This window comes from Brachybacterium tyrofermentans, from assembly GCF_014897585.1.
Lineage (GTDB): Bacteria > Actinomycetota > Actinomycetes > Actinomycetales > Dermabacteraceae > Brachybacterium > Brachybacterium tyrofermentans.
The window spans coordinates 23,717-49,526 of record NZ_JABUXW010000011.1; the positions used below are offsets into that span (position 1 = coordinate 23,717).

Annotated in this window: 24 protein-coding genes; 14 read left to right on the plus strand and 10 right to left on the minus strand. The window is 68.8% G+C overall.

Going from position 1 to position 25,810, the window contains the following annotated elements; translation table 11 throughout:
* Position 1: 1 nt before the first annotated feature.
* Genes INT49_RS09535 through INT49_RS09545 form a run of 3 tightly spaced genes read left to right on the plus strand, consistent with a single transcriptional unit; the run spans position 2 to position 2,765 of the window.
* Complete coding sequence (locus INT49_RS09535) at positions 2-1,015, plus strand: ABC transporter permease (RefSeq protein WP_193117507.1); 1,014 nt, start codon at positions 2-4, stop codon at positions 1,013-1,015.
* The gene (locus INT49_RS09540; RefSeq protein WP_193117508.1) at positions 1,012-1,926 is read left to right on the plus strand and encodes an ABC transporter ATP-binding protein; all 915 of its coding nucleotides are present in this window, start codon (positions 1,012-1,014) and stop codon (positions 1,924-1,926) included. Before INT49_RS09535 ends, INT49_RS09540 begins: the two co-directional genes overlap by 4 nt.
* Positions 1,923-2,765, plus strand: a complete 843-nt coding sequence (locus INT49_RS09545) for an ABC transporter ATP-binding protein (protein WP_193117509.1) — start codon at positions 1,923-1,925, stop codon at positions 2,763-2,765. Before INT49_RS09540 ends, INT49_RS09545 begins: the two co-directional genes overlap by 4 nt.
* Here the strand turns inward: INT49_RS09545 and INT49_RS09550 are convergent.
* Entirely contained in the window at positions 2,755-3,378 is a 624-nt protein-coding gene (locus INT49_RS09550; RefSeq protein WP_193117510.1) for a TetR/AcrR family transcriptional regulator, read from the minus strand. The two genes, INT49_RS09545 and INT49_RS09550, sit on opposite strands and share 11 nt — an antisense overlap.
* Positions 3,379-3,496: 118 nt before the next feature.
* Here INT49_RS09550 and INT49_RS09555 point away from each other — a divergent pair, with 118 nt between their 5' ends.
* Complete coding sequence (locus tag INT49_RS09555) at positions 3,497-4,321, plus strand: sugar phosphate isomerase/epimerase family protein (protein WP_193117511.1); 825 nt, start codon at positions 3,497-3,499, stop codon at positions 4,319-4,321.
* Positions 4,318-5,451, plus strand: coding sequence for a Gfo/Idh/MocA family protein (locus INT49_RS09560; RefSeq protein WP_193117512.1), 1,134 nt, complete (start codon positions 4,318-4,320; stop codon positions 5,449-5,451). The genes INT49_RS09555 and INT49_RS09560 overlap by 4 nt, the downstream gene beginning before the upstream one ends.
* A 249-nt stretch (positions 5,452-5,700) precedes the next feature.
* Here INT49_RS09560 and INT49_RS09565 read toward each other — a convergent pair whose 3' ends face one another.
* Positions 5,701-6,384: a sulfite exporter TauE/SafE family protein gene (locus INT49_RS09565; RefSeq protein WP_193117513.1), complete on the minus strand. Its 684-nt coding sequence runs from the start codon at positions 6,382-6,384 to the stop codon at positions 5,701-5,703.
* Between the two features lie 259 nt (positions 6,385-6,643).
* On the opposite strand from INT49_RS09565, the gene INT49_RS09570 reads away from it, so the two are divergent.
* Positions 6,644-7,597, plus strand: a complete 954-nt coding sequence (locus INT49_RS09570) for an endonuclease/exonuclease/phosphatase family protein (protein ID WP_193117514.1) — start codon at positions 6,644-6,646, stop codon at positions 7,595-7,597.
* An 83-nt stretch (positions 7,598-7,680) separates the two neighbouring features.
* On the opposite strand, the gene INT49_RS09575 is transcribed toward INT49_RS09570, so the two are convergent.
* From INT49_RS09575 to INT49_RS09595, 5 genes are all read right to left on the minus strand, one after another.
* Positions 7,681-8,673, minus strand: a complete 993-nt coding sequence (locus INT49_RS09575; RefSeq protein WP_193117515.1) for a glycoside hydrolase family 130 protein — start codon at positions 8,671-8,673, stop codon at positions 7,681-7,683.
* 146 nt (positions 8,674-8,819) lie between these two features.
* Complete coding sequence (locus tag INT49_RS09580) at positions 8,820-9,656, minus strand: carbohydrate ABC transporter permease (RefSeq protein ID WP_114306161.1); 837 nt, start codon at positions 9,654-9,656, stop codon at positions 8,820-8,822.
* A gap of 1 nt (position 9,657) precedes the next feature.
* Complete coding sequence (locus INT49_RS09585) at positions 9,658-10,581, minus strand: carbohydrate ABC transporter permease (RefSeq protein WP_096166041.1); 924 nt, start codon at positions 10,579-10,581, stop codon at positions 9,658-9,660.
* Entirely contained in the window at positions 10,578-11,885 is a 1,308-nt protein-coding gene (locus INT49_RS09590) for an extracellular solute-binding protein (RefSeq protein ID WP_193117516.1), read from the minus strand. Before INT49_RS09590 ends, INT49_RS09585 begins: the two co-directional genes overlap by 4 nt.
* Positions 11,886-11,926: 41 nt before the next feature.
* Entirely contained in the window at positions 11,927-12,970 is a 1,044-nt protein-coding gene (locus INT49_RS09595; RefSeq protein ID WP_193117517.1) for a LacI family DNA-binding transcriptional regulator, read from the minus strand.
* A 468-nt stretch (positions 12,971-13,438) separates the two neighbouring features.
* Here INT49_RS09595 and INT49_RS09600 point away from each other — a divergent pair, with 468 nt between their 5' ends.
* From INT49_RS09600 to INT49_RS09630, 7 genes are read left to right on the plus strand one after another with little or no spacing between them, the layout of a single operon-like run.
* Entirely contained in the window at positions 13,439-14,491 is a 1,053-nt protein-coding gene (locus INT49_RS09600; protein WP_193117518.1) for an extracellular solute-binding protein, read from the plus strand.
* Between the two features lie 49 nt (positions 14,492-14,540).
* Positions 14,541-15,626, plus strand: coding sequence for an ABC transporter ATP-binding protein (locus INT49_RS09605; protein WP_193117519.1), 1,086 nt, complete (start codon positions 14,541-14,543; stop codon positions 15,624-15,626).
* A 23-nt stretch (positions 15,627-15,649) separates the two neighbouring features.
* Positions 15,650-17,386 carry an ABC transporter permease gene (locus tag INT49_RS09610; protein ID WP_226850130.1) on the plus strand — a complete coding sequence of 579 codons (1,737 nt, stop codon included), beginning with the start codon at positions 15,650-15,652 and terminating at the stop codon, positions 17,384-17,386.
* Entirely contained in the window at positions 17,383-18,321 is a 939-nt protein-coding gene (locus INT49_RS09615; protein WP_193117521.1) for a glycerophosphodiester phosphodiesterase family protein, read from the plus strand. The genes INT49_RS09610 and INT49_RS09615 overlap by 4 nt, the downstream gene beginning before the upstream one ends.
* Positions 18,318-19,433 (plus strand): LacI family DNA-binding transcriptional regulator, encoded by a 1,116-nt coding sequence (locus tag INT49_RS09620; RefSeq protein ID WP_193117522.1) that lies wholly within the window; start codon positions 18,318-18,320, stop codon positions 19,431-19,433. Before INT49_RS09615 ends, INT49_RS09620 begins: the two co-directional genes overlap by 4 nt.
* The gene (locus INT49_RS09625) at positions 19,430-20,347 is read left to right on the plus strand and encodes a phosphodiesterase (RefSeq protein ID WP_193117523.1); all 918 of its coding nucleotides are present in this window, start codon (positions 19,430-19,432) and stop codon (positions 20,345-20,347) included. The genes INT49_RS09620 and INT49_RS09625 overlap by 4 nt, the downstream gene beginning before the upstream one ends.
* Positions 20,344-21,231 carry an HAD family hydrolase gene (locus INT49_RS09630; RefSeq protein ID WP_193117524.1) on the plus strand — a complete coding sequence of 296 codons (888 nt, stop codon included), beginning with the start codon at positions 20,344-20,346 and terminating at the stop codon, positions 21,229-21,231. The genes INT49_RS09625 and INT49_RS09630 overlap by 4 nt, the downstream gene beginning before the upstream one ends.
* A gap of 32 nt (positions 21,232-21,263) precedes the next feature.
* Here the strand turns inward: INT49_RS09630 and INT49_RS09635 are convergent, their stop codons facing one another.
* The 3 genes from INT49_RS09635 to INT49_RS09645 are packed head-to-tail and all read right to left on the minus strand — an operon-like array spanning position 21,264 to position 23,810.
* Positions 21,264-21,656: an MFS transporter gene (locus tag INT49_RS09635; RefSeq protein WP_193117525.1), complete on the minus strand. Its 393-nt coding sequence runs from the start codon at positions 21,654-21,656 to the stop codon at positions 21,264-21,266.
* Between the two features lie 34 nt (positions 21,657-21,690).
* Positions 21,691-23,226 carry a UDP-N-acetylglucosamine 1-carboxyvinyltransferase gene (locus INT49_RS09640; protein WP_193117526.1) on the minus strand — a complete coding sequence of 512 codons (1,536 nt, stop codon included), beginning with the start codon at positions 23,224-23,226 and terminating at the stop codon, positions 21,691-21,693.
* Positions 23,227-23,282: 56 nt separating this feature from the next.
* A complete protein-coding gene (locus tag INT49_RS09645) occupies positions 23,283-23,810 on the minus strand; it encodes an HNH endonuclease (RefSeq protein ID WP_193117527.1) in 528 nt (175 codons plus the stop codon).
* A gap of 263 nt (positions 23,811-24,073) precedes the next feature.
* On the opposite strand from INT49_RS09645, the gene INT49_RS09650 reads away from it, so the two are divergent.
* Positions 24,074-25,777, plus strand: coding sequence for a cation:proton antiporter (locus INT49_RS09650; RefSeq protein WP_193117528.1), 1,704 nt, complete (start codon positions 24,074-24,076; stop codon positions 25,775-25,777).
* The last annotated feature ends 33 nt before the right edge of the window (positions 25,778-25,810 follow it).

Genomic DNA, 25,810 nt, shown 5'->3' on the forward strand with positions numbered 1-25,810 from the left:
TATGTCGACGGTGAACACCTCCATGGCCGAGGAGACGGCCGCGCCCCGCGCGAACACCCTGCGCTCCTTCAACTTCTCCGGGCGCTTCTGGATCGCCCTCGTGCTGGTGGCCTTCGTGATCCTCCTGGGGCTGGCCGGGCTCGTGTACCCGACCACCGCCGGGGAGAAGGTGGGCTCGCTCTACGACGCGCCGGGCAACGGACTGCTGCTGGGCACGGACAACTTCGGGCACGACGTCGTGGCCGTGCTCATGGCCGGCACCCGCACCTCGCTGATCATCGGCCTGGTCGCCGGAACCGTCGCGACCACCATCGGCGTGGGCGTCGGCCTGCTCGCCGGCTATGTCGGCGGCTGGTTCGAGGAGCTGCTCATGGGCGTCACCAACGTGGTGCTCGCGATCCCCTCGATCGTCGTGCTGATCCTCATCTCGATGTCGCTGCCCGAGAGCACCATCTGGTCCCTCGCCATCGTCATCGGGATCACGTCGTGGCCCTGGACGGCCCGGGCCGTGCGCGCCCAGGCCTCCTCCGTCGCCACCCGCGAGCACATCGACGTGGCCCGGCTCTCCGGGGCACGGCTCCCGGGGATCCTGCTCAAGGACGTCCTGCCCTACATCCTGTCCTACGCCGTGATGGCGTTCGTGCTGCAGGTCGCCGGCGCCATCCTCGCGGAGGCCGCGCTGTCGATGCTGGGCCTGGGTCCGTCGGGCGCGAACTCCCTGGGCACCCAGCTCCACTGGGCGCTCGCGTTCCAGGCCGTCGCCAGCGGTGCCTGGTGGGCATTCCTCCCTCCCACGATCATCCTGACCCTCGTCTCCTTCGGCTTCCTGCTGCTGCAGGCCAGCCTCGACGAGGTGTTCAACCCGCGCCTGCGCCGCGGCAAGCGCAAGCAGATGAAGCAGGCCGCCGCACGCCGGGTCGAGGAGGCTCGTCTGCTCGCCCAGCAGGCCGCCTCCGAACCGGCCGCCGGGCCACCGGAACCCTCCGACCGAGCGAGAGCAGGTGAGAAGGCATGAGCACGACGAACACGCCATCGGGCACGGCGTCATCCCCCTCGCGGTCGGGAATCCTCGCCCGCGCCGAGAACATCCGCTGCGTCTACGGCGGCGGCGAGGAGGACTTCACCGCCGTCGACGGGGTCTCGATCGAACTCGGCGAGGGCGAGATCCTGGGGCTGGCCGGCGAGTCCGGCTGCGGGAAGACCACGCTGGGCAATGCGCTCGCGATGATCGCCACCCCGCCGCTGTACGTCCTGTCCGGGACCCTCGAGATCGACGGCGAGACGATCGATCTCTCGACCCTCCAGCCGTCGGACCTCAAGCGGCACCGGCCCTACCGGGGGCGCACCGTCTCGATGCTCCCGCAGGGGGCGATGAACTCCATCAGCCCCACGCTGCGGATCAGCAGCCTGGTCAGGGACGTGATGCGGGCCCACGATCCGAAGATCACCAAGGACGAGGCGCTTGATCTGGCACGGGAGCGGCTCAAGATGCTGGACATGCCCGTGCGGGTGCTCGACTCCTACGCGCACCAGCTCTCCGGCGGCATGAAGCAGCGCATGATCACCGTGATCTCGACGCTGCAGAACCCGCGTCTGCTCATCGCCGACGAGCCGACGTCGGCCCTGGACGTCTCCAGCCAGCGCATGCTGGTGGAGATGCTGCTGGAGATGGTCCAGCAGGGGATCATGTCGGGCGTGGTCTTCGTGACCCATGACCTGCCGGTCCTCTCCCAGGTCTCCGACAAGCTGGCGATCATGAACGCCGGGAGCATCGTCGAGTCCGGCCCCACCCGGCAGCTCGTCGAGAACGCCCAGCACCCGTATACGCGCAAGCTGCTGTCCTCGGTGCTCGATCCGAGCCAGGAGACGCGCAGGCGCGGCGTCGCCCGCCGCTCCACGACCACCGAGGAGGTGGGGACGCCATGAGCGAACCCAGCGCAGACGCGCCGCAGGACGACATGATCACGCGCAGCACGACCGACGCCGAGATCCTGCTGTCCTGCCAGAACGTCACCAAGGAGTTCAGCGTCGCGGGGTCGAAGATCACCGCGGTCGATGACGTCAGCCTCGAGTTCCCCGAGTCCAGCGTGCTGGCCGTGGTGGGGGAGTCGGGCTCCGGCAAGTCGACCCTGGCGCGGATGCTGCTGCGCCTGATGCCGGTGACCTCGGGGACGATCACCTACCGCGGGCAGGACGTCACCCATCTCCGGGGCGGCGATCTGCGGGAGTACTGGACGGATGTGCAGGCGGTCTTCCAGGACCCGTTCTCCTCGTTCAACCAGTTCTTCACCGTGGGGTCCCTGCTGCGGCGCGGTCTCGCCCTCGCGAAGGTTCCCAAGGACGAGGCCGACGCCCTGATCGAGGAATGCCTCGGCTATGTGGACCTGCGGCCCAAGGAGGTGCTGCACAAGTTCCCGCACCAGATGTCCGGCGGCCAGCGGCAGCGCGTCATGGTGGCCCGTGCCCTCATGATGCGTCCCAAGGTGCTGCTCGCGGACGAGGCGACGAGCATGCTCGACGCGACCCTGCGCGTGAACGTGCTCAACGTGCTGCACGACCTGAAGAACGATCTGGGCCTGACGGTCCTGTTCATCACCCATGACATCGGCCAGGCGTGCTATCTCGCCGATCGGGTCGCCGTCATGGAGCGTGGCAAGGTCGTCGAGCGCGGCACGACGGAGGAGGTCATCTTCTCCCCGCAGGGCGACTACACCCGTCGGCTGCTCTCGGACGTCCCCGACCTGCGCGGCAGCCTCAAGCCGTAGGGGCGAACAGCACCGCGAAGGTCTCCAGGGTGCGCTCGAGCTCCACGGTGGGCTCGAGCAGCCACTGGATCTGCAGGCCGTCGGACGCTGCGATCAGGAGGGCCGCCATGTCGGCGGGGTCCACATCCTGACGCACGCTGCCGGCGGCCTGCCCGGCCGCCAGGCGCTGCGTGAGATCTTCTCGGATCCGCGCGAATCGTGAGCTGAAGAAGGTGTTCGACGGTGAGCCGTCCACCGCGAGGGCGGTGGCGACGAGCGTCGTGTACAGCTCCACCATGCCCGGCACGCCGATGTTGATCACGGCCGCCGTGACCAGCACGTCGAGCGCGGATCTGTCCTCGTACATCTTCGCGGTGTCGCGCTGGGACTCCGCGTGCTCGTAGACCGCGACCAGGAGCTGCTCACGGGATTCGAAGTAATGCAGCAGGGCGGCGTGCGAGACGCCGATGGCCGTGGCGATGCGTCGCAGCGAGGTCCCGTCGGCCCCTCGCTCGCGGAACACCTCGATCGCCCGGTCGAGGATCTCCTGGCGTCGAGCCACGCCTTTCGAATACGAACCGGCGCGGCCGATGACGGTGGGCTCGGCGGCGGCGCTGGCTTCATCGGTGGACATGTCCAGATGCTACCCGGACAAAACCTCCATGTGGAGGATTTGCGTGCTAGCGTTTCCCCCACGCCCCCACCGTGACGTGCGGAACAGCGGGTGATAACCGCCAGAAAGAAGGTTCGTCGTGGCCCTGCCCATCGCTTCCATCCAGCTCTATTCCTTGGCCTCCGAGTTCTCGGCGGACATGGACGGATCCCTCGACAAGCTCGCCGGCATCGGTCTGCGCACGGTCGAGGCCTTCGACTTCGTGCGTCGCCCCGCGGAGATCCGCGCCGCCCTCGACAAGGCCGGCCTGACCTCCCCGACCGGCCACGCCCCGCTGCTCTCCGACGAGCTGTGGACCCCGGACGGCTCGATCCCCACCCCGGCCAACGAGATCGTGTTCGAGGCCGCCGCCGAGATCGGCATGAAGACCGTCATCGAGCCGATGGTCGCCGCGGACCGCTGGCTCACCGAGGACGGCGTGAAGGACATCGCCGAGCGGCTCAACGCCGCTTCCGAGAAGGCCAAGGAATTCGGCCTCACCGTCGGCTACCACAACCACGCGCAGGAGTTCGTCGCCTCGTTCGACGGGCAGACCGCCTACGAGCGCTTCCTCGATCTGGTCGACCCGACCGTCGTGATCGAGCTGGATCTGTTCTGGGCCCTCGCCGGCCAGCAGGACGCCGTGGGCCTCGTGAAGAAGCTCGGCGACCGTCTCGTCGCGATCCACGTCAAGGACGGCGTCGCGCCGGCCTCGAACCCCTTCGCGCCCGACGCCCCCACGTTCGACTCCTCGAGCCTGGACCAGCGCCACGCCGGGGACGGCGACGTGCCCACCATCGAGGCGCTGCAGGCCGCGACCGACCTGAAGTACGCCGTCATCGAGTACGACAATGCCCCCGGCGACGTCTTCGAGGACATCGCGGACAGCTACACCTTCCTGATCGAGAACGGCCTCGCAGCATGAGCGCCTCCACCGGGCCCGTCGGCGTCGGCTTCATCGGCGTCGGCGTCATCTCCGACACCTACCTCGAGCACCTCGGCTCCTTCCCGGATGTCGACGTGCTCGTGCTGGGCGACCTCGACACCGATCGTGCTCGAAGCCAGGCCGAGAAGCACGGCATCCCCGCCTGGGGCACCGCGCAGGACGTGCTGGACCACCCGGGCGTGCAGGTCGTCGTGAACCTGACGATCCCCGCCGTGCACGCCGAGATCTCCGCCTCGGCGATCGCCGCCGGCAAGCACGTGTGGACCGAGAAGCCGCTGGGCCTGGACCGCGAGTCCACGTCGGCGCTGCTGAAGGCGGCCGACGAGGCCGGGCTGCGGGTGGGCTGCGCGCCCGACACCGTGCTCGGCCCGGGTGTGCAGACCGCCAAGCGCGAGATCGCCAAGGGGACCATCGGTCGCCCGCTGTTCGCGCAGACCTCGATGCAGTACCAGGGTCCCGAGGTGTTCCACCCGAACCCCGGCTTCCTGTTCGCCCAGGGCGCTGGCCCGCTGCTCGACATCGGCCCGTACTACTTCACCACTCTGGTGAGCCTGTTCGGCACCGTCGAGAAGGTCGCGGCCGTGGGGCTGAAGGCCAAGGAGGAGCGTGCGATCCAGGTGGGTCCGAACGCGGGGGAGACCTTCCCCGTCGAGGTGCCCTCCACGATCTCGGTGCTCACGCAGTTCGAGGCCGGTCAGACGGGCACGTCGCTGGTCAGCTTCGACTCGCCGCTCGCCCGTCAGGGCGTCGTGGAGATCCACGGCACCGAGGGCTCGCTCGTGGTCCCTGACCCGAACATGTTCGAGGGTCGCATCGCCTATGTGAAGCCCTTCGAGTCCTTCGGCGAGCAGCCCCCGGAGCAGGAGTGGATCGAGGTCCCGCAGGAAGGCGTCGTCGCAGGTCGCGGCACCGGCCTGCTGGACATGGTCCGCGCGATCGCCGAGGGCCGCCCGCACGTGGCCAGCGGCGAGCTCGGCTACCACGTGCTCGACGTGATGCTCTCCGCCGAGGAGTCCGCAGCCTCTGGCGAGTTCGTCACCGTCAACAGCTCCGTGGGCGAGGTCCCGCTGGTGCAGGAGGGCTTCGACCCCTTCGCCAGCACGCTCTGAGCTGACCGGCGAGGTGCATGCGACCTCGCCGTGGACATGCCCCTGTCGCCCCCGCCGTCCGCGGGAGGAGGCAGGGGCATCGTCGTCGGCGGAGGCTTCTCACCGAGTGGGACGACGGCAACGCTGACCGGAGGCACCGTCTGCGGGCGGCACCGTCTGCGGGCGGCGCTGTCGGCGGCGCGACGGGCCCCGCTCAGTGAGCGGCGAGCACACCACGCACAAGAGCCAGGACTGCTCCCGCCATCGCGATCACGACGACGACGCGCATCGCGGAGGCGCCGTCGATGCGACGTGAGAGCCGGTCTCCCACCAGGAGGCCGACGAGCAGCGCGACCAGCAGTGCGATCCAGCCCGAGGCCTCGAAGGACGGCAGGCGCGCTTGGCGGCGAGGGAGGCGATGCCGAGCACCAGTCCGTGCAGCTGCGCGGTGGCTGCGAAATGGCGGTGCTCCCAGCCCGTAGCGCGGGCATAGACCACCATGCCCGGCCCGGACACTCCCGCGGTGACGCCCATGAAGCCCGAGGCGAAGCCGCCTGCGGCGCCCAGCGCGGCCGATGGAGGTGCCGTGCGGCCCCTCATCAGGATCGTGACGCCGAGCCCGAGGACGACCAGGAGGCTGACCATGATGGTCAGCGGGGCTTCCGGCAGCAGTGCGACGGCGAAGGCGCCGGGGAGGACGCCCAGCACCCCCATCGGGACCAGCAGCTTCGCGCGCGGCCAGTCCACGTCCCGCCACACCTGCACCAGGATCAGCGAGTTGGCGAGGACCGAGGCGGCGTTGACCGCGAGGATGCCCTGCAGCGGACCTAGGACGAGCACGAGGAACGGGGCGGACAGCAGCGCGAAGCCCATCCCGGTGGCGCGCTGGGAGATGGCGCCGATGAACACGCTCAGGGCCACGCCGAGAGTGAGTAGCAGACCGGGTTCGTCCACTCCGCACCTCGCTCTCCGATGTCAGGGATCCGTCGCTCGTCGGCCGCACCGCCGACCAGGCTCGCACACCGTGCACCGCGCCGCACGGCGGCTCGCGGGAGTTCCCGCTGTCGGGCAGGTGCCGCGTACCGGATGGCTGGACGGTTCCCAGCGCATGACTTCCGAGACCGATCGATGGTCCATTCGGAGAACTCCGTACTTAGGGGGAGCGCTCCCCCTAGTGTGGATCTCCCATGACGACGACCTTCAGGAGAAGACCATGGACATGTCGATCGCCCGCCGCACCTTCGCGACCGGAGTCGGGGCAGCTGCTCTCGGAGGAGCTGCCGCAGCGCGTGCCGCTCCCGCCTCGGCCGCACCCGTGAGAGCCGACGGCAACAATGCTCGACCGCTGATCGGCAGGGCAGGCCGCGACCGCCTCCATGCCATGTCGTTCAACATCCGCCAGGACACCACCCCCGAGACAGAACCAGGGGACCCCGATCATTGGCCGGACCGTGAACCGGTGCTGATCGATCTGCTGGCCCGTGAGGAGCCGACCCTTCTGGGCGTGCAGGAGGCGCAGTACACCCAGATGAGCGCGATCGACTCCGCCCTGCCCCGGCATCGGATGATCGGCTACGGGCGCAAGGGCGGTAGCGAGGACGAGCACTCGGCGATCTTCTACGACACGACCCGCCTCGAGGTGCTGGCCTGGGACCAGTTCTGGCTCTCGGACACCCCGGAGGTCATCGGCTCCGCGACCTGGGGGAACCGCATCACCCGCATCGTGGTGTGGGCGCGGCTGCGGGACCTCGCCAGCGGGGCCGAGTTCGCGATGATCAACACCCATTTCGACCACGAGTCCGAGCAGGCACGGATCAAGAGCGGCCAGGCGATGATCGACCTCTTCGACGGTGGTGAGCTCGACCAGCTCCCCACCATCGTCACCGGCGATTACAACTCACCCGCCCACGACTCCGGCGCCTACACGACCCTCGTCACGGACGGCCCCACCGTGGATTCCTGGGATGCCGCGGCCGAGCAGCTCACCCCTGCCTGGGAGACCTGCCCCGGATACGCGGAGGCGGTCGAGGGCGGCGACCGGATCGACTGGGTGCTGACCACGGAAGACATCACCACGCATCAGGCCGCGATCAACGACCACCGCGATCCCAGCGGAGCCTTCGCGTCCGATCATCTGCCGATGCAGGCGTTGCTCTCCCTGCCCTGAGAGTCCTCGCGCACGCACGGCTCGCCGCCCCGGGGGGAATCGGGGAGGCGGGCCGTGCCGTGCCGAGGTCCGACCGAGTGAGCTCAGCCGTCGGCGCGCAGATCGGTCCCGTACGTCGCGCCCGGATCGGCGACCGCGACGGCGAGCGTGGTGTCCGACTGGCCGTAGTACGCGAACCACCTCTCGCGGAACTTCACGAGCCCCTCCACGAAGGTCACGTTCGAGACCAGCCCGTGCGTGTCCTCGAAGGTCTGCGGGCGCAGCCACGGCTCCTGGAGACGGGCGAGGACCGTCGTCGGGTTTGCGGGGTCGATGACGATCTGGCCGCAGCGGTAGTCGACCTCCCGCGTGCCGTCCTCCAGGTAGCGCCGGGTGGCGCCGTTGGTGAGCATCAGCAGGAGCCCGTTGTCGGTCAGCACCGGAGAGGTGCCGATCTCTACGAGGGCCTCGTCCCAGGTGCCCGGGGTGGGGGAGTACATCGGCTCCTCGTCGCTCGTGCCGGGGGTCCAGTGGATGAGGTCGTCGCTGGTCGCCCAGTAGATCCCGCCCTCTCCGAAGTACATCCACCACTTCCCGTCGATCTGCTGAGGGACGATCACGCCGGCCTTGGACCAGTTGAAGCCGCGCGGGTCCATGGTCTTGAAGGTGTCGAAGTCCTCGAAGAGCGGGCCGTGCTTGGTCCAGGTGCGCAGGTCGGGAGAGGTCGCCAGGCACAGCTGCGCGGAGCGTCGGTCCCAGCCCGTGTAGGTGAGGTAGTAGGTGCCCTCGATGTATGCGATGCGCGGGTCCTCGCAGCCGAAGCGCTCGTAGTCGTGCTCCGGCGAGAGGATCGGAGCGTTCTCCCGCTCGAAGTGGTAGCCGTCGTCGCTGAACGCGATGCCTACGTGGGAGACGATGTCCTCCGCGTGGGCCCGGTACAGCAGCACCACCTGGTCATCGACGACCAGTGCCGCCGGGTTGTAGAGGTTCGAGGACTCCCAGGAGTCGCCCTTGGGCCGCAGGATCGGGTTGTTCTCGTAGGGGGTGAAGGGGCCCAGCGGGAAGCGGGCGTCGCCGAAGAGGCTGGTGGCAGTCATGGGGAGGTCCTTTGCAGTGGGGGTCGAGGAAGAGAGCTGCGGCGGCTCGGCGCGGTGGCGTTGATCGCCTCCGCTGCTGCGGTCGCTTCAGCTGCGGCCGTATCAGTCGTATCGGTGGCGTCAGATGCGTCGGTCGTGTCGGCCGATCACCCCTTCACTCCGGCGCCGATGTCGGAGGCCGTGAAGTACTTCTGGAACAGGCAGAACAGGATCACGACGGGCAGCGCGAGGGCGCAGGCCCCGGCGAGGATCGCGCCATTGGGGTTCGCGACGGTCTGGGCGATGTTGGCGATGTAGTTCGCCAGCGCCACCGCGAGGGGCTGCATCGAGGCGTCCTTCGTGATGAGGAACGGCCAGAGGAATTCGTTCCACGGGCCGATGAAGGTGATCAGCACGACCGTCGCGATCGCCGGGCGCACCAGCGGGATCGCGATGGCCCACAGCACCCTCAGCTCGCTCGCCCCGTCGATCCTCGCCGCCTCGAACATCTCCTCGGGCAGGGCCAGGAAGAACTGCCGGAAGATGAACACCGCGGTGGTGTTGATGAAGAACGGCAGGATCATCCCGGCGTAGGTGTCCCCGAGCCCGTACGAGCCGGCGACCTGCACGTACAGGGGGATCATGAGCAGCTGGAAGGGGACCATCTGCACCCCGAGCATGACCACGAACAGTACTCCGCGGCCACGCCAATGCAGCCGGGACAGGGCGTAGCCGGCGCTGAGGCCGAAGGTCAGGGTGCCCAGCAGGACACCGGCGGTGAACACCACCGAGTTCAGCAGCGCACGCAGCAGCGGGAGCCGCTCGTTGATGCTGGCGAAGTTCTCCAGGGTCCAGCCCCCGGTGGGGAACATGCCCGCCGGGGTGGTGGTCGGGTTCTCCTGCAGGGCACCGACGATCATGAAGTAGAAGGGGAAGATGAACACCAGCGCCGCGAGCGCGAGGATCACGTACAGCGCGATCCGGGTGGGGGTGCGGGACCTCATGTCAGCTCTCCTTCGTCAGGCGGGTGGAGGCCAGGGACAGCAGGCCGACGCCGATCACGAGCAGCACGCCGATCGCAGAGGCGACATCCGGGTTCCCCTGCTGGATGCCCTTCTGGTAGATCATCAGCACCGGTGAGGTGGAGGCGCCATCCGGTCCGCCGCCGCTGGTCAGCAGATATGGCTCGGTGAACAGGTTCGCGCCGGTGATGATCGAGAGGATCAGCACGAGCATCGTGGTGGCGCGCAGGCCCGGCACCGTGATGTGTCGGAAGCGCTGCAGGATCCCGGCCCCGTCGGTCGAGGCGGATTCGTACAGCTCTTTCGGCACGTTCTGCAGCGCGGCGAGATACAGCAGGATGTAGAACCCCAGCTGCTTCCACGTCACGTACAGGGCGATCGACGGCATCGCGAGGGCGTCGTTGACCAGCCACGAAGGATCCGGGGCGAGCGGCCCGAGGATCGTGTTGACCAGGCCATCCTGCGAGAACAGCAGCATCCACACGCCGATCAGCGACACGCTCGCCGTCACGTACGGGACGTAGAACGCCACGCGGAAAGCACCGGCCCAGCGGGTGACCGCGTTCAGGGCCGAGGCGAACCCCATCGACAGGATGACCGTGAGAGGCACATTGATCACGAGGAACACCGCGATGTTGCCGAAGGACTGCAGCACGCGGGGATCGGTCAGGGCGGTGCGGTAGTTCTCCAGCCCCACGAACGGATGGTCCATGTCCATGCCGGGGGCGGTGAACACGTAGTCGAAGAACGAGATGTACACGGCGTAGGCCAGGGGATATGCCATCACCGCGGCGAGGAACACGATGTACGGCAACGAGAGTCCCAGACCGAGGGGCTGCTTCCCGAGCAGCCGACGCAGCGGGCTCGTCGGAGGGCGTAGGGGCGGGGCGGTATCGGGGGTGATCATCGTGCTCCCTTCTGCACCAGCTGGTCGATCTGCTCGGCGGCATCGTGCAGGCCGTCCGCGACCGACTTCTTCCCGAAGATCGCGGAGGCGGAGAACTCGTCGCGGAATCGCTGCCAGATCTCGATGGCACCGGACAGGTAGGGCACATCGGCCACTCGATCGGCCTGATCGGCGAAGCTCGTGTAGTCGGGATGCTCGGCGAAGTAGTCCGGGTAGGTGGCGAGCAGGTCGGTGCGCAGGGGCATCTGACCGGAGAGCTCGAGCAGCTTGCCGTCCCACTCCTCGCTGGTGGCGAAGGACAGGAACTCCCAGGCCGTGAGCCGATTTCGGCTCGAGCTGAACATCGCGACGTTCTTGGAGTCCGCGAAGGTGATGGTCTCCTCAGGGGCGATGCCGTCCGCACTGGGAACCGGCATGAATCCGTAGTCGAGCTGATCCTTGTAGGTGGCGATCGCCCACGGCCCTGCCAGCTGCATCGCGGTGGTGCCCATCGTCATCGCGTCGTCCGTGGACTCCTCCCGTGGGGCGAGCCCTTCCTCGTACATCGCGCGCCACAGCTCGGCGACCGCCAGGCCGTCGGGGGAGTCGAAGGTGGTCGCGTCATCCTCTACGAGGAGCGTGCCGTGGGTCTGGGCGAGGTACATCGGGTAGAAGTCGAACCACGGCTGGTAGAAGTCGCTCGTGGGTGCGGGCCAGACGGCTGATGCCGAGGCACCTGAGCTGACGATCTGCCGTGAGCCCTCGAGGAAAGTCTCGAAGGTGTCCATTCCTGGGGACCCTGGATCGATCCCGGCGGCCGCGAAGATCTCCTTGTTGAACATGACCATCACCGGGTTGGACTTCCAGGGCAGCTGGTAATAACCGCCCTGGCCTCCGTCCTCGGCGTAGTCGCGGGCGCGCTGTCCGGTGCGGCTCTCGATGTGCTCCCGGCCGCCCTCGAACGTGGTCAGATCGACCAGGCCGCCGGCGCGCACCCAATCGGGCAGCGCTGCCGGGGACGCGTTGAAGACGAGATCTGCGGTGGTGCCGGCCACGATCGCGGCGGAGATGGCCTCCTCCGAGCTGGCTCCGGCAGGGACCTCCTGCAGCGTGACCTGCTCATCGGGATGCTCGGCGTTCCAGGCGGCGGTGACCGCCTCGCCCCAGGCGAGCTCCTGCTCGTTGTTGGAGACCCAGATTCGGATGGCGCCACGGGTTGTCGCCGCCTGCGCAGGGTCGACCGCGCTGCGTGAGCAGGCTCCTGCGGCGAGGGTCAGAGGAACTGCGAGTGCTGTGGCGCCGAGAGCGCGCCGGGTGAGGGTCATCGTCGATCTCCTCGGTGGTGGTCGTGGTGGTGGGCGGATCGTCAGGGCTGAGAGGGCGGAGCGATGCTGCCTCGGCGCACGACGACAGTGCCGTCGACGAGGACGGCGCGGTGGGCATCGCCGCCGAGCGCCGCCAGCAACGTGCGGGCCGCGACGGCGCCGCGCACATCGGCCCCGGTGGAGACGCTGGTCAGCCCTGGGGAGAGGTGCGCGGAGAGCTCGCTGTCGTCGAAGCCCGTGACGGAGAGGTCCTCGGGGATGCGCAGCCCGGAGCTGCGCGCGTAGGAGAGGCCGGCGATCGCCATCACGTCGTTCGCGTAGACGATCGCTGTCGGGTGGTCGTCGCCGTCGAGCAGTGCAGCGGTCGCATCACGACCGGAGGCGGCGGTGAAGTCGCCCTCGACGATGCGGTCGGGGAGGAGGCCATGGCGGGTCATCGCAGCCGCGAAGGCGTCCCGGCGCGCTGCGGCGTGGACGTAGCGCAGGGGCCCGGAGACGTGCGCGATGGAGGAATGGCCGGCATCGACGAGCAGCTCCACGAGCTCGCCGACGGCGGCGGCGTCCTCGGTGTAGACCACGGGGGTCACGGGGGTGTCGACGGGCTCCTCCTCGTGGGGTGCTTCGGCGCTGAGTATCACGGCGGTCAGTCCCAGCTCGCGGACGAGGTCAGGGCGGCGGTCGCCCTGCTCCACATCGAGCAGGATCACACCATCGACGCGTCCCGCGGCGTATCGCTCGTAGGCCGCCGTCTCGGCGTCGTCATCAGCAACGACGTTGAGCATCAGGCCCATCCCGGCCTCGGCGAGGACGGCCTCGCAGCCGGCGATGAAGCGTGGGAAGAAGGTGTCGGTGGCGATGATCTCCGGTCGCCGTGCAATGACGAGACCGATTGTGCTGGTGCGAGACGTCGCGAGCGCCTGGGCGCTCGAGCTCGCGGTCCACCGCAGCGATTCAGCCGCTGCGAAGATACGGCGACGAGTCTCCTCTGCCACTGGGCGCTTGCCGGAGTATGCGAGGGAGACGGTGCCCTTGGAGACGCCGGCGGCTCGCGCGACGTCCCCGATGGTGGGTCGTGCACCGTGCATGGTCTTCCTCCTCCGGGCGGGGTGAGCGCAGTCGGCTCGGTCGAACCGGTCGGTCGTTCTTGGGTCTGGCGGTCTCAGCAGCTGTGCTGGCGCTGACGCCAACACCGATGCGCAAACCGGTTTGAACAGAAAGCAGTTAAACCGGTTTGTGGATTCCTGTCAAGCTGATCGGGAGGAAGGGCCCCTATGGTCGGCACGCACGAACACGCGGTCCGGGCCCCTTGTGCAGCCGCCTGGGTGTCCCCTAGTGTTGCTGATCACGCACAGGGGGAGCGCTCCCCCACTGTTCGACCAGAGTTCACATGGCGATGCCTTCGGAGTTGGGTCGCATCCACTTTCGATGACGAGAGTTCCTCACGGAGGGAGAGCGCTCCCCTCTGGTGTGGCCTCGACGTGACGCCCGTCCGCAGTCGTCCGCAACTCCGCCCTCCGGAGGGCCTCACCCCTTCGTGTACAGAAAGTGTTCCCATGCGACAGCTCCTGAAAGCCTCCGCAGTCCTCGCGACCGCAGCCCTTGCCCTGACCGCCTGCGGAAGCGCCGACAGCGGCGCCGACTCCGGCGACACCCTCATCGTCTACACGAACTCCAACGGCGACGGCCGGGGGGACTGGCTCACTGAGCAGGCTGCCGAGGCCGGCTTCGACATCGAGGTCGTCGGCCAGGGTGGCGGGGACACCACCAACAAGATCCTCGCCGAGGCGGGCAATCCCGTCGCCGACGTCGTGTTCGGGCTCAACAACGTCTACTTCAACCAGCTCGTGGACGCCGAGACGATCGAGCCGTACACCCCGGTGTGGGCCAACGAGATCGACGCCGAGCTGGGCGACGCCTCCGGGGACGGGAACTACTGGCCCGTCGTGCAGCAGGCCATCCTGCTTGCCTACGACGCCGACAGGATCGATGCGGCCGACGCCCCGAACGACTGGCTCGACCTCTGGAACGACCCCGCCTTCGAGGGCCGCTACCAGTCCGAGACCAGCATGGGCAACGCCACCATCCAGATCGTCATGTCCGGCATCCTCACCCGCTATGCCGATCCTGAGGGCGAGATGGGCATCTCCGAAGAGGGCTGGGCCGAGGTCGAGAAGTACTTCAGCACCGGCAGCCCCGCCGTCGAGGACGTCGACGTCTTCCAGCGGATCGTGGACGGGGAGGTCGACTACGGGCAGCTGCCGTCCTCCGGCCTGCCCGGCCGCGAGGCCAGCTACGACATCACAGCCGGTGTGGTGGAGCCCGAGGTGGGCGTGCCGTTCGTGGTCGAGCAGGCCGCAATCATCAAGGGCACCGACCAGCTCGAGGAGTCCCAGGAGTTCATCGACTGGTTCGGCGGCGCCGAACTGCAGGCCGCCTGGTCCGCGGAGTTCGACTCCATGCCCGTGAACCAGGGCGCGATCGACCAGGCCGAGCCATCGATCGTCGAGTTCCACGAAGGTCTCGTGCGGCAGGACATCGACTGGGAGTTCGTCACCGAGAACCTGCCGGGCTGGGTCGAGAAGATCGAGCTCGAGTACGTCGTCTGACCGGCTTCGCACCACCACCACCCACCGCACCCTGACGGAAGGCACCGAGATGATCCGCTACGACGGGATCCGCGTGGACTACGGCGATTTCACGGCGATCCACGGCCTCGACCTGCACGTGCGCGACGGCGAATTCTTCACCTTGCTGGGCCCTTCGGGCTGCGGCAAGACCACTGCTCTGCGCACGCTGGCAGGTTTCGTGAGTCCCTCGGCCGGGGACGTCCACGTCGCCGGCCGGCGCGTCACGCGCCTGCCCAGCGACAAGCGCCAGATCGGCATGGTGTTCCAGAACTACGCCCTGTTCCCGTCGCTGAACGTGCGGGAGAACATCGCTTTCGGGCTCAAGGTCCGCAAGGAGTCCCGAGCCGAGGTGGAGCGCAAGGTCCGGGAGATCGCCGAACAGGTCGATCTGTCCCCCACCCAGCTCGAGAAGAACCTCGCCGATCTCTCCGGGGGGCAGCAGCAGCGCGTGGCGATCGCGCGCGCGCTGGTGCTGCGCCCCAAGATCCTGCTGCTGGACGAACCGTTGTCGAACCTCGACGCGAAGCTCCGGGCCCAGCTGCGAGTGCAGCTCAAGGACCTCCAGGAGCAGTTCGGCATCACCACCGTCTACGTCACGCACGATCAGGACGAGGCGCTGAGCATGAGCGATCGCATCGCCGTCTTCCACGACGGCCGGGTGGAGCAGATCGGCACCCCCGAAGAGATCTACGACGCCTCCGCCACCGAGTTCGTGTGCCACTTCATCGGCGATGCGAGTCGCCTGTCGCCCGCTCTCGTCACGGAGGTCGCAGCCCGGTCGGGCACGGCCCTCGACCCCACGCGCGTCTCGTACGTGCGCGAGGAGAAGGTGAGGCTCGGCACCGGGACGGCGAGCGGCGGATCGGTCGCGCTTCCCGGCACCGTGGTGCGCCGTCGGTACCACGGAGTGCGCTCGAGCTACGAGATCAGCACGCACGGCGCGATCGTCAAGGTCATGCAGCCCGAGGACGGCTCCGCCCGCCCTCAGGCCGGCGACGTCGTCACCGTGCACATCGACCCCGCCACGATCCTCCAGTACGAGGGCAGGGCCGCCTCTGGCGCCGCCGAGGACGGGGCGCCCGCGACCGCCGTGACGTCCGTGGCCGCGCGATGAACGGCGCGAGCAGCATCTCGAGGATGATCCGCTCGCCCTTCGTGATCGTCACCGGCGCGATCGTGGGCTGGTTCATCGTCGCGTTCCTGATCTGGCCCAATGCGAATCTGCTGGTGCAGACCTTCGTCCCGGACGGCGAGCCCACCCTGCGGGCGGTCGAGAAGCTCGCCTCGTCGGAACGGGCCATGACGTCCCTCGGCAATTCGTTCCTGCTGGCGTTCGTCCTCTCGGTCACCGTGAACGTCGTCGGCATCTTCGTCGTGCTGGTCACGCGGTACTACGACATCAGGGGTGGCAGGATCCTGTGGCTGGGATACGCCACCACCCTGATCTACGGAGGCATCGTGCTGGCCGCCGGGTACAAGTTCGTCTATGGCGCCGACGGGATCATCACCGGGTTCCTGCTGCGACTGTTCCCCGAGATGGACCCCGACTGGTTCAGCGGCTTCTTCGCCGTCGTCGTCGTGATGACCCTGGCCACCACGACGAACCACCTCCTGTTCGTCTCCAGCGCCCTGTCCAAGGTGGACCATCAGACCATCGAGGCGGCACGGAGCATGGGTGCTTCGGAGTGGACGATCCTGCGCCGAGTGGTCCTGCCGATGCTGAAACCGGTGCTCTTCGCCGTCACGATCCTCACGTTCCTGGGCGGGCTCGGGGCGCTGTCGGCCCCGCAGGTGCTCGGCGGGCGCGACTTCCAGACCATCACCCCGATAATCCTGACGTTCGCCGCAACTCCCAGCTCGCGGGACATCGCCGCGCTCCTCGCGCTGGTGCTCGGCATCGCCACGGTGCTCCTCCTGATCGTCCTGACCCGAATCGAGAAGGGCGGCACCTACTTCTCGATCGCCAAGGTCTCCTCGCAGTTGGTCAAGCAGAAGATCCGCAATCCGGTGCTGAACGTCGCGGTGCACGTGGTCGCCTACGCACTGTTCGCGGCCTATCTGCTGCCCGTCATCCTCATCGTCCTGTACTCCTTCCAGGACTCCCGCGCGATCGAGTCCGGGCAGTTCCGCTTCTCGACCATGTCCCTGGACAACTACGCGCGCGTGCTCGGGGAGTCCGCGAGCCTGCGGCCCTTCGTCATCAGCATCGTCTACGCGGGCCTCGCCTCCCTGATCAGCGTGCTCGGGCTGCTGTTCGTCGCCCGCATCATCGCGAAGCACCGCAACGCGATCACGCTCGCCGCCGAATACCTGCTCCACATCCCGTGGATCCTGCCCACCACCCTGATCGCGCTGGGCCTGATCATCAGCTACGACCATCCGAGCCCTCTGGTGGGCGGCCGCGTACTCACCGGGACCACCGTGATCCTGCTGATCGCCTACGTGATCGGCAAGATCCCCTTCACCCTGCGCCTGCTGAAGGCTGCCTTCTCGGTGATCAATGACAACCTCGAGGAAGCCGCCTCGCTGATGGGCGCGAGGACGCTGTACGTCTTCCGCAGGATCCTGCTGCCCGCGGTGCTGCCGACGGTCCTGGCGATCGGGGCGCTGAACTTCAACAGCCTGCTGGACGACTACGACACCTCCGTTTTTCTCGCGCACCCGCTGTTCCAACCTCTGGGCCTGGTCATCAAGGCGAGCACCGAGGGCGATGCCAACCTCGATGCGCGCGCGAACACCTTCGTCTACACGGTGCTGCTCATGATCATCACCGGCGCGACGATGTACCTGGTCTACGGGCGGGGTGCCCGGGACCGCGGCGGCCGGCGCGCCCGAGCACGCCGTCAGCGCGATCGCGTCGGGGCCGAGCGATGAGCGCCGCCTTCCGGCACCCGCAGCGGGGCGGCACCGACCGGCTCCTGCACCGGCGCCTCGCCGAGCTTGGGACCCTCGTGGTGGCGCATCGCGGCACGGCCGTCGGCAGCTTCGCCGAGAACACCCGTGTGGCGGCGATGGCCGCTCTCGTCTCCGGGGCCGATGTGGTCGAGATCGACGTTTCGACCTCCGCGGACGGAGAGTTCTACGCCTTCCACGACGGGACCGAGCAGCGGTTGCTCGGGATCGGCGCGAACCTCACCACGCTCACGGCGCGGCAGATCGACGAGCTGCGATACGTGCACGTGGACCGCCCGGGCCGTCCGGCTGGTGTGGAACGCCTGCTCGACCTCCTGGCCGCGCTGCGTCCCACTGAGCTGGGTGTGGAGGACGAGGCGGTGCCCCTGGTGAACGTGGACCGGTCCTGGGGATCATGGGCCACGCTCCTCCCCGCCCTGGATGGTCTCGGGATGACCGAGCAGCTGCTGCTGAAGAGCCCGGCCGCTCTGCCCGGACCGCTCGACGTCCTGCGGCGCCACGAGGTGAAGTACCCCTACCTGCCGATCTGCACGGATCTCGCGCAGATCGAGGACCTCGTCGAGGACGATGACCTCGACGTCGTGGGCATCGAGCTGCTGGCCGATGGCCCGGACAACCCGCTCGCGGACCCCGACCTGTTCGTCGAGCTGCACGCCCGTGGACTGTTCGTGCTGGTCAACGCCGAGGTGCTGACGAACGGGATCCCGCTGTTCGCGGGCTATGACGACGAGGCGGCGCTGCTGCACGGGCCCGCTGCCGGGTGGGGACCGCTGTTCGACCTCGGCGCCGATCTGATCCAGACGGACTGGCCCTGGCTGCTGCGTGCCTATCGTGGGACCCGAGCAGCCCGCGGCACCGCCGGGGCGACAGCCGTCGACCAGGAAGTCCGTTCATGAGCACCTCCGCCTCCGCCTCTCCCGAGCCACGTCCCCCCGGTCGCGTCCGGCTGGAGGACGTCGCCGCCGCCGCCGGGGTCTCCCGCACCTCCGCCTCCCGCGTCATGCTCGGCCAGGGAAAGGTCTCCGACCGGACCCGGCGCCGAGTGCTCGCGGTCGCCGACGAGCTCGGATATGTCACCAACGTCGCCGCGAGCGAGCTCGCCTCCGGAGGCTCGTCCACCGTCGGCCTCCTGCTGCGCGACGCCTCCAACCCTGCCTACGGTCTGCTGTTCAGCGAGCTGCAGAAGGCGGGCCACGCCGCCGGCGTCACGCTGCTGTCGATGACCATCAAGCATGACGACCAGGGCAGGCAGCAGGTGGCCAGCCTGCACCGCCTGATGGGCATGCGCGTGGCCGGTCTGATCGTCGCCACGGGCGGAGTGACCAGCGACCAGCTCGAGCCCTTCCGCGACCGGCTTCCGATCATCCGGGCCGGACGCCCGGAGAGCAGCGGGCGGATCCACGCCGTCTCCTACGACGAGGAGGACGCGGCCCGTCGCCTCGCCGAGCACATTCTGGAACTGGGCCACACGGATGTGGCCGTGCAGACCGCCCGCGCCGAGGACTCCTACCCCGAGTTCGTGCGCAGCACCGTCATGGCCCAGCTGCTCGAGATCCGCGGAGCCACGGTGCACCGGCTCGAGTACCGACGAGGTCACGACGCGATGGACGAGTCCGTGGACCTGGCCCGTCGCGGCCGCGTCAGCGCCGTCATGGTCCCCTCCGACCTGCGGCAGCTGACCCTGATCCGTCGTCTCCACGAGGCGGGCCTGCGGACCCCCGAGGACGTCGCCACCACCGGCTGCGACGGGATCCTTCCCGGGATCGACCTGCTGGGCCTGACCACCATGCGCATCGCCGTCGAGGACGTCGCCGAGCGGACCATCGCGAACATCGCCCGGATGATCGGGGCGACCGGCACCGGGGACGATGCGGGGTCGGGCGGATCCGCGGAGGCCGGACCTGGAGATCCCGCAGGAGGCAGGGTCGTGCACGAGCGACTGCCCGGCCGATTCATCCAGGGGCGCACCGCCGGGCCGCCCCGCACCACCGGAAGGACACCCGCATGAACGCATTGCGCGCCGCCGAATATCCGAGGGCGAACCACACCCTGGTCCACCTCTCGGACACCCATTTCGTGCCCCCGGGCGAGCTGCTGTCCGGGGTCGCCCCGGTCCGTGAGCATCTCGAGGGGCTGCTCGAGGACCTGGTCGCCACCAACCTGCGACCCGAGGCACTGATCTTCACCGGCGACCTCGCCGATCGCGGGGAGGCATCCGCCTATCGGCAGCTGCGCGAGCTGGTCGAGCCGCTCGCCGAGCACCTCGGCGCCGAGCTCATCTGGGTGATGGGCAATCACGACGATCGCGCCACGATGCGTACCGAGCTGCTCGATGCGGAGGCCGACGACGCCCCGTACGACCGGGTGGTCATGCTCGGAGGCCTGCGGATCATCGTGCTCGACTCGACCGTGCCCCGCAGGGCCCACGGCGAGATCCGTCCGGCCCAGTACGCCTGGCTGCGAGAGGTGCTCTCCGAGCCTGCCCCGGAGGGAACGATCCTTGCCCTGCACCATCCCCCGGTCCCGTGCGTCCAGGACCTCGCCATCACCGTCGAGCTGCGCGACCAGGACGCCCTGGCTCAGGTGCTGGCCGGCAGCGATGTGCGCGCGATCATCGGGGGTCACTTCCACTACTCGACCTCCGCGACCTTCGCGGGCATCCCGGTCTCCGTCGCCTCGGCCACCTGCTACACCCAGGACCTGCAGACGCCCGACCGCGGCACGCGGGGCCGGGACGGCGCGCAGGCCTTCAACCTCGTCCATGTGTACAACTCCACGATCATGCACTCCGTGGTGCCCCAGGGCGGCGGCGCGAGTGTGAGCCGCCATGTCGATGGTGCTGCCACCGCCCGCAAGCTCGCCGAGCAGGGCCTGTACATCCCCGACGCCCCGGCGATCGCGAGCTGGACGGGGGCCCGGTGATCCTGGATCCCGGACGCCGCATCGTCTTCCTCGACGTCGACGGCACGATCATCGCCCACGACGGAATCCTCCCCACCTCGACGGTCGACGCGATCCGCTCCGCCCGCGCCGCGGGGCACCGCGTACTGCTGGCCACCGGCCGTTCCCCGAGCGAGCTGGACCCTCGTCTCGCGGAGATCGGGTTCGACGGAGCCGTCCTCGGCGCCGGCGCCTTCGTGCACCTCGGCGAGGACTGGGTGGTCCAGCACGCCATGCCCGTCGCGAAGGCGAGACGCATGATCGAGGTCTTCGGACAGCTCGATCTGGACTACGTGCTCCAGGCTCGCGACGGCGTCTATCCCGTCGCCTCGCGTCGGGAGGAGATGCGCAGGATGCTCGGTATCGAGGACCGGCCCGGGCTGGGGACGGGCGAGGAGCTGGACATCGAGCAGGTCGCGGAGAAGGCCCCGCTCGACGCGATCGCCAAGGCGATCTTCCTCGGCGTGACCCCGGACGCCTTCGAACGGGTCCATCAGGCGCTCACGCCCGAGGGCTTCAGCGTGATCACCGGGACCATCACGCATCTGGGCACCGGTGGGGGAGAGGTCTCACTGGCCGGGGTGAACAAGGGCTCGGCAATCCTGGCCCTGCTCGACCAGCTCGGGCTGGACGTGGCCGATTCGATCGGGATCGGGGACAACAACAACGATCTGGAGATGCTGCGCATCACTGGCGTGGGCATCGCGATGGGTGAGGCGACCCCCGAGGCGCGGGCCGCGGCCGATGAGATCACCGGCACGGTGCACCAGAGTGGGATCGCGCAGGCGTTCGCCCGGCACGGTCTGCTGGATGGGACAGCTCCCGAGGGAGAGGGGTCAGCGACTGCGGGCGCCGCGCAGCGGTGAGTGCAGTGCGACCAGCATGGCCGCGGTGAAGATCACTGCAGCAGCGTCAACGGGCCCCACCGACCCACGAGCGCTCCGCCGAGCGCGGGCCCGGAGGACTCCGCGACCGTCAGCGACTGGCCCACCCGGGCATCGGCGAGGACCCGGGTCCTGCGCGGCACCAGATCGGGCAGGTACGGCTGCTCGGCGGCGACGACGAACACTCCGCCGCAGCCGACGGCGAACAGGATGCCTGCCGTCGCACCGATCGAGAGCCCGCCGGCCACGAGCACGTCGACCGCGACGGTCGAGATCCCGAGCGCGGGGAAGCCCGACGCGCTCGCCGGCCAGTAGCTGCGGAAGCTCGGAGGGCGAGGGGCTCCCTCACCGTTCGGTGCCGAGCGGCCTCGCCGGCCCATCGCCCCGCTATCGCGGGTCGAGTCCACGGAGCCGAGTGGAGGAGCGGGGCCCAGCTCCTACTCAGATGTCCTTGAACGTCTCGATGCGCGCACCGAGCTTGTTGAGGCGCTCGGCGAGGTCCTCGTAGCCGCGGTTGATGACGTACACGCTGCGCAGCACCGAGGTGCCCTTCGCGGCGAGCATCGCCAGCAGGATCACGACGGCGGGTCGCAGCGCCGGCGGGCACACGATCTCGGCGCCGCTCCAGCGGGTCGGCCCGTCGATGAGCACGCGGTGGGGATCCATGAGCTTGACCTTGGCCCCGAGCTTGTTGAGCTCGGTGAGGTAGATGGCGCGGTTCTCGTACACCCAGTCGTGCAGCAGCGTCTGGCCGTCGGCGGTCGCGGCGATCACGGCGAAGAAGGGCAGGTTGTCGATGTTCAGCCCGGGGAACGGCATGGGGTGGATCTTGTCGATCGGTGCCTTGAGCTGCGAGGGGTGCGTCGTGATGTCGACCAGACGGGTCTGCCCGTTGCGGGCGAGGTACTCCTCGGACCGGTCGTAGCGCAGCCCCATCTCCTCCAGCAGCGCCAGCTCGATCTCCATGAACTCGATCGGCACGCGCTGCACGGTGATGCTGGAGCTGGTCACGATCGCGGCGGTGATCAGGCTCATCGCCTCGATCGGGTCCTCGCTGGGGGCGTACTCGACATCGGTGCTGATCTCGGCCTTGCCGTGCACGGTGAGCGTGGTGGTGCCGATGCCCTGGATGCTCACGCCGAGCTTCTCGAGGAAGAAGCACAGGTCCTGGACCATGTAGTTGGGGCTCGCGTTGCGGATCACCGTCTCGCCCTCGTACCGGGCTGCGGCCAGCAGGGCGTTCTCGGTGACGGTGTCGCCGCGCTCGGTGAGCACGATCGGCCGACGGGGGCCGACCCCGGGGGAGACTGTCGCCTGGTAGTCGCCCTCGGTGGCGACGACGTCGAGGCCGAAGGGGCGCAGCGCCGTCATATGCGGTTCGACGGTGCGGGTGCCGAGGTCGCAGCCGCCGGCGTAGGGGAGCTGGAACGACTCCTGGCGGTGCATGAGCGGGCCCATGAACATGATGATGCTGCGGGTGCGGCGCGCCGCATCGGCATCGATCGAGGCGAGATCGAGCGTGGCGGGGACCTTCAGCTCGAGGTCGTTGTCCTCGTTCATCCAGCGTGCCTTGACGCCGATCGAGGTGAGCACCTCGAGCAGACGGTTGACCTCCTCGATGCGGGCCACCTTGCGCAGGACAGTCGTGCCGGTGTTCAGCAGCGACGCGCACAGCAGGGCGACGCCGGCGTTCTTGGAGCTCTTGACCTCGATGGATCCGCTGAGGGTCCGCTGGCCCTCGACGCGCAGGTGGCTCGGGCCGGACGTGCCCATGCCCACCAGCTCGGAGTCCAGGGCGGAGCCGATCCGGGAGATGGTATCCAGGGTTAGGTTCTGCTGACCCTTCTCGATCCGGTTCACGGCGCTCTGGCTGGTGCTCAGCTCCTCGGCGAGCTGAGCCTGGGTGAGGCCGGAATGCTGACGGGCGTCACGGATCAGGGTGCCGATACGGGCCAGGTAGTTCTCGTTCTCAGTCATGGATCGACCGTATCTCATAGATGAGATACGGGGTGGAGGTCGGCGTGCGGAGCGGGTCACACCGCGAGAAGCACCGGCAGCGCCTCGACCTGACCGCCGACGCGATAGGCCAGCGCCGGATCGTACGGCTCGAAGCGCAGATCCATGCCCGCCTCCAGCGGCGTGAGGGCGCCTTTGCGGTTGTTGCACTCCTTGCAGGCGCTCACCAGGTTCCACCAGGAGGACTCCCCGCCCCGGGAGACCGGCTGGATGTGGTCCACCGTCGCCAGCAGTGCTTCGCAGGGCGGTCGTTTGGAGACGCTGCGCCCGCAGTAGGCGCAGGTCCAGTGGTCGCGCTCGTGGATCGCCCGATAGGAGAAGCCGACGGAGCGCTGTCCGGCACCTTCGACCCAGGCACCGCTCAGCTCGCGGGTCAGCTCGAGCGCGGTGGGGATGATGCGGTCCTCGACGATGATCAGCTCCACCGGGCTCGCGACCTCGCGGCGGATCATCCCGAAGGCGTGGCGCACGGACGTGGTGTGCAGGAGCTCGCCGATCCCGGTGTCGACGTCGTACCCGCGGTTGTAGACCCTCACCACGCTCATCGTCACCACCGCCTCTCCGGACCACCCGTCATAGTGTGGTCCGCTTCACGTCCGGTTTCCACTGAATTGTGCTCCCTGGCGGCGACAAGAGTGTGACGCGAGGCCGTACGACCTGGAAACTCTGCGTGTCGGGTGCGACGTCGCACCGCCCGTCCTGAGGGAAATCCCAGCCGGGCGAGACGATCGATGAGAAAATGGGCGCACGGCCCGGAGATCGGGTGTGCCGCCGAACGGTGGAGCGAAGGCGACCGGGAGGACACTCCATGGGTTTGGAACAGTTCGAGGTCGTCGCCGTCCTGGCCGTGCTGATCATCGTCGCTGCGTCGTACTTCTCGAGCCGTTTCGGACTCGCCACTCCGATCATCCTGGTGATCGTGGGTCTGGCCGTGAGCGTCATCCCGGGGATGCCGCTGATCGCCCCGGAGCCCGAGCTGATCCTCGCGCTGGTGCTGCCGCCGCTGCTCTATTCGGCGGCCGTCAACATGCCGGTGATGGACTTCCGACGCGATCTGAAGACCATCGGCGCGCTCTCCGTGATCCTCGTCCTGGTGTCCGCCTTCGGCGTCGGGACCCTGCTGTGGGCGATCTTCCCGACTCTCAGCTTCGCCGCCGCCGTGGCCGTGGGCGCCGTGGTCAGCCCTCCCGACGCCGTCGCCGCGACCGCCATCGGCAAGCGATTGGGGCTCCCGCCGCGACTCCTGACGATCCTCGAGGGCGAGGGCCTGGTCAACGACGCGACCGCCCTGGTGCTGCTGCGCACCGCCGTCGCCGCGACGGCCGGCGCGTTCTCCTTCTGGCAGGCCGCCGGGGACTTCTTCTACGCGGTGGTGGTCGCCATCGCGATCGGTGCCGCCGTTGGGTTCGTCGCGGTGCGCATCCGTTCCAAGATCGACCAGCCCGTGCTCACCACTGCGATCTCCTTCGTCGTGCCGTTCATCGCGTTCCTGCCCACCGAGCTCGCGAACGCCTCCGGGGTGCTCGCCGTGGTCGCCGCCGGCCTGGTGACCGGCGCGAGCAGCGTGCGCCGCCTCAGCGTGGCGGACCGCAATGCCGAGCGCACCAACTGGCTCACCGTCCAGCTGCTGCTGGAGAACGGCGTGTTCCTGCTGATGGGTCTGCAGCTGCGCACGCTCGTCACGGACGTCTCCGAGGGCGGGCTGTCGGTGTGGCACGCCGTCTGGGTGGGTCTCGCCGTCACGGTGCTGCTGGGCCTGATCCGGGTCGCCTTCGTGGTCCCCGTGGTGTTCACCGCCCGCCGCCGACGTCCGGACTACGAGGAGCAGGCCCGGCGCTTCGACGAGGCGCTGGAACGGGTCTCGGCCGACGAGCGCTTCCAGCAGCACCCCCGGAGTGCACGCTTCGAGCGCTGGCTGCAGCGTCGCCGCGCCGATGCCCGGTTCTACGCCGGGAACGGGCTGGGCTGGCGCGGCGGCGCCGTGCTCGCCTGGTCGGGCATGCGCGGCGTGGTCACCCTCGCCGCCGCGCAGTCCCTGCCCACGGACTTCCCGTATCGCACCCAGCTGGTGCTGGTCGCGTTCGTGGTCGCGCTCGTGACCCTCGTCGGCCAGGGCGGGACGCTCCCGCTCCTGATCCGCGTGCTCGGCATCCGGGGCACCGACGAGGAGCAGGCCCGACGCGAGCTCGCCCTGCTGCTGGTCGAGATCAACGAGGCGGCCGCCGGTCAGGTGCTCGACAACCCCGATCTGCGCCGCCGCGGCGGTGAGCACTTCGACCCGGGGGTGCTGGAGAAGGTGCGGGAGGTGCAGGCCCGGATCGCCGATCCCCAGCTCCGCAGAGCCGCCGAGGATCCCGTCAAGTCGCAGTACGCAGAGCTCATGCAGCTGATCCTCGACGCCCAGCAGGATGCCCTGAACGAGGCCCGTTCGACGGGCTCCTACGACTCCAGCACGATCAAGACGGCCCAGAAACGGCTCGACCAGGGGTCGGTGCGCGCCTCCGGGACCTGAGCGGCAACCGCACCCGGCGGTGAGCGTCATGCG

What these genes read in the sequence shown, in the direction of transcription:
- INT49_RS09535 (WP_193117507.1), top strand. Translation starts at nt 2, where the DNA reads ATGTCGACGGTGAACACCTCCATGGCCGAGGAGACGGCCGCGCCCCGC.
- INT49_RS09540 (WP_193117508.1), top strand. Translation starts at nt 1,012, where the DNA reads ATGAGCACGACGAACACGCCATCGGGCACGGCGTCATCCCCCTCGCGG.
- INT49_RS09545 (WP_193117509.1), top strand. Translation starts at nt 1,923, where the DNA reads ATGAGCGAACCCAGCGCAGACGCGCCGCAGGACGACATGATCACGCGC.
- INT49_RS09550 (WP_193117510.1), bottom strand. Translation starts at nt 3,378, where the DNA reads ATGTCCACCGATGAAGCCAGCGCCGCCGCCGAGCCCACCGTCATCGGC.
- INT49_RS09560 (WP_193117512.1), top strand. Translation starts at nt 4,318, where the DNA reads ATGAGCGCCTCCACCGGGCCCGTCGGCGTCGGCTTCATCGGCGTCGGC.
- INT49_RS09570 (WP_193117514.1), top strand. Translation starts at nt 6,644, where the DNA reads ATGGACATGTCGATCGCCCGCCGCACCTTCGCGACCGGAGTCGGGGCA.
- INT49_RS09575 (WP_193117515.1), bottom strand. Translation starts at nt 8,673, where the DNA reads ATGACTGCCACCAGCCTCTTCGGCGACGCCCGCTTCCCGCTGGGCCCC.
- INT49_RS09580 (WP_114306161.1), bottom strand. Translation starts at nt 9,656, where the DNA reads ATGAGGTCCCGCACCCCCACCCGGATCGCGCTGTACGTGATCCTCGCG.
- INT49_RS09585 (WP_096166041.1), bottom strand. Translation starts at nt 10,581, where the DNA reads ATGATCACCCCCGATACCGCCCCGCCCCTACGCCCTCCGACGAGCCCG.
- INT49_RS09590 (WP_193117516.1), bottom strand. Translation starts at nt 11,885, where the DNA reads ATGACCCTCACCCGGCGCGCTCTCGGCGCCACAGCACTCGCAGTTCCT.
- INT49_RS09595 (WP_193117517.1), bottom strand. Translation starts at nt 12,970, where the DNA reads ATGCACGGTGCACGACCCACCATCGGGGACGTCGCGCGAGCCGCCGGC.
- INT49_RS09600 (WP_193117518.1), top strand. Translation starts at nt 13,439, where the DNA reads ATGCGACAGCTCCTGAAAGCCTCCGCAGTCCTCGCGACCGCAGCCCTT.
- INT49_RS09605 (WP_193117519.1), top strand. Translation starts at nt 14,541, where the DNA reads ATGATCCGCTACGACGGGATCCGCGTGGACTACGGCGATTTCACGGCG.
- INT49_RS09610 (WP_226850130.1), top strand. Translation starts at nt 15,650, where the DNA reads ATGATCCGCTCGCCCTTCGTGATCGTCACCGGCGCGATCGTGGGCTGG.
- INT49_RS09615 (WP_193117521.1), top strand. Translation starts at nt 17,383, where the DNA reads ATGAGCGCCGCCTTCCGGCACCCGCAGCGGGGCGGCACCGACCGGCTC.
- INT49_RS09620 (WP_193117522.1), top strand. Translation starts at nt 18,318, where the DNA reads ATGAGCACCTCCGCCTCCGCCTCTCCCGAGCCACGTCCCCCCGGTCGC.
- INT49_RS09625 (WP_193117523.1), top strand. Translation starts at nt 19,430, where the DNA reads ATGAACGCATTGCGCGCCGCCGAATATCCGAGGGCGAACCACACCCTG.
- INT49_RS09640 (WP_193117526.1), bottom strand. Translation starts at nt 23,226, where the DNA reads ATGACTGAGAACGAGAACTACCTGGCCCGTATCGGCACCCTGATCCGT.
- INT49_RS09645 (WP_193117527.1), bottom strand. Translation starts at nt 23,810, where the DNA reads ATGAGCGTGGTGAGGGTCTACAACCGCGGGTACGACGTCGACACCGGG.
- INT49_RS09650 (WP_193117528.1), top strand. Translation starts at nt 24,074, where the DNA reads ATGGGTTTGGAACAGTTCGAGGTCGTCGCCGTCCTGGCCGTGCTGATC.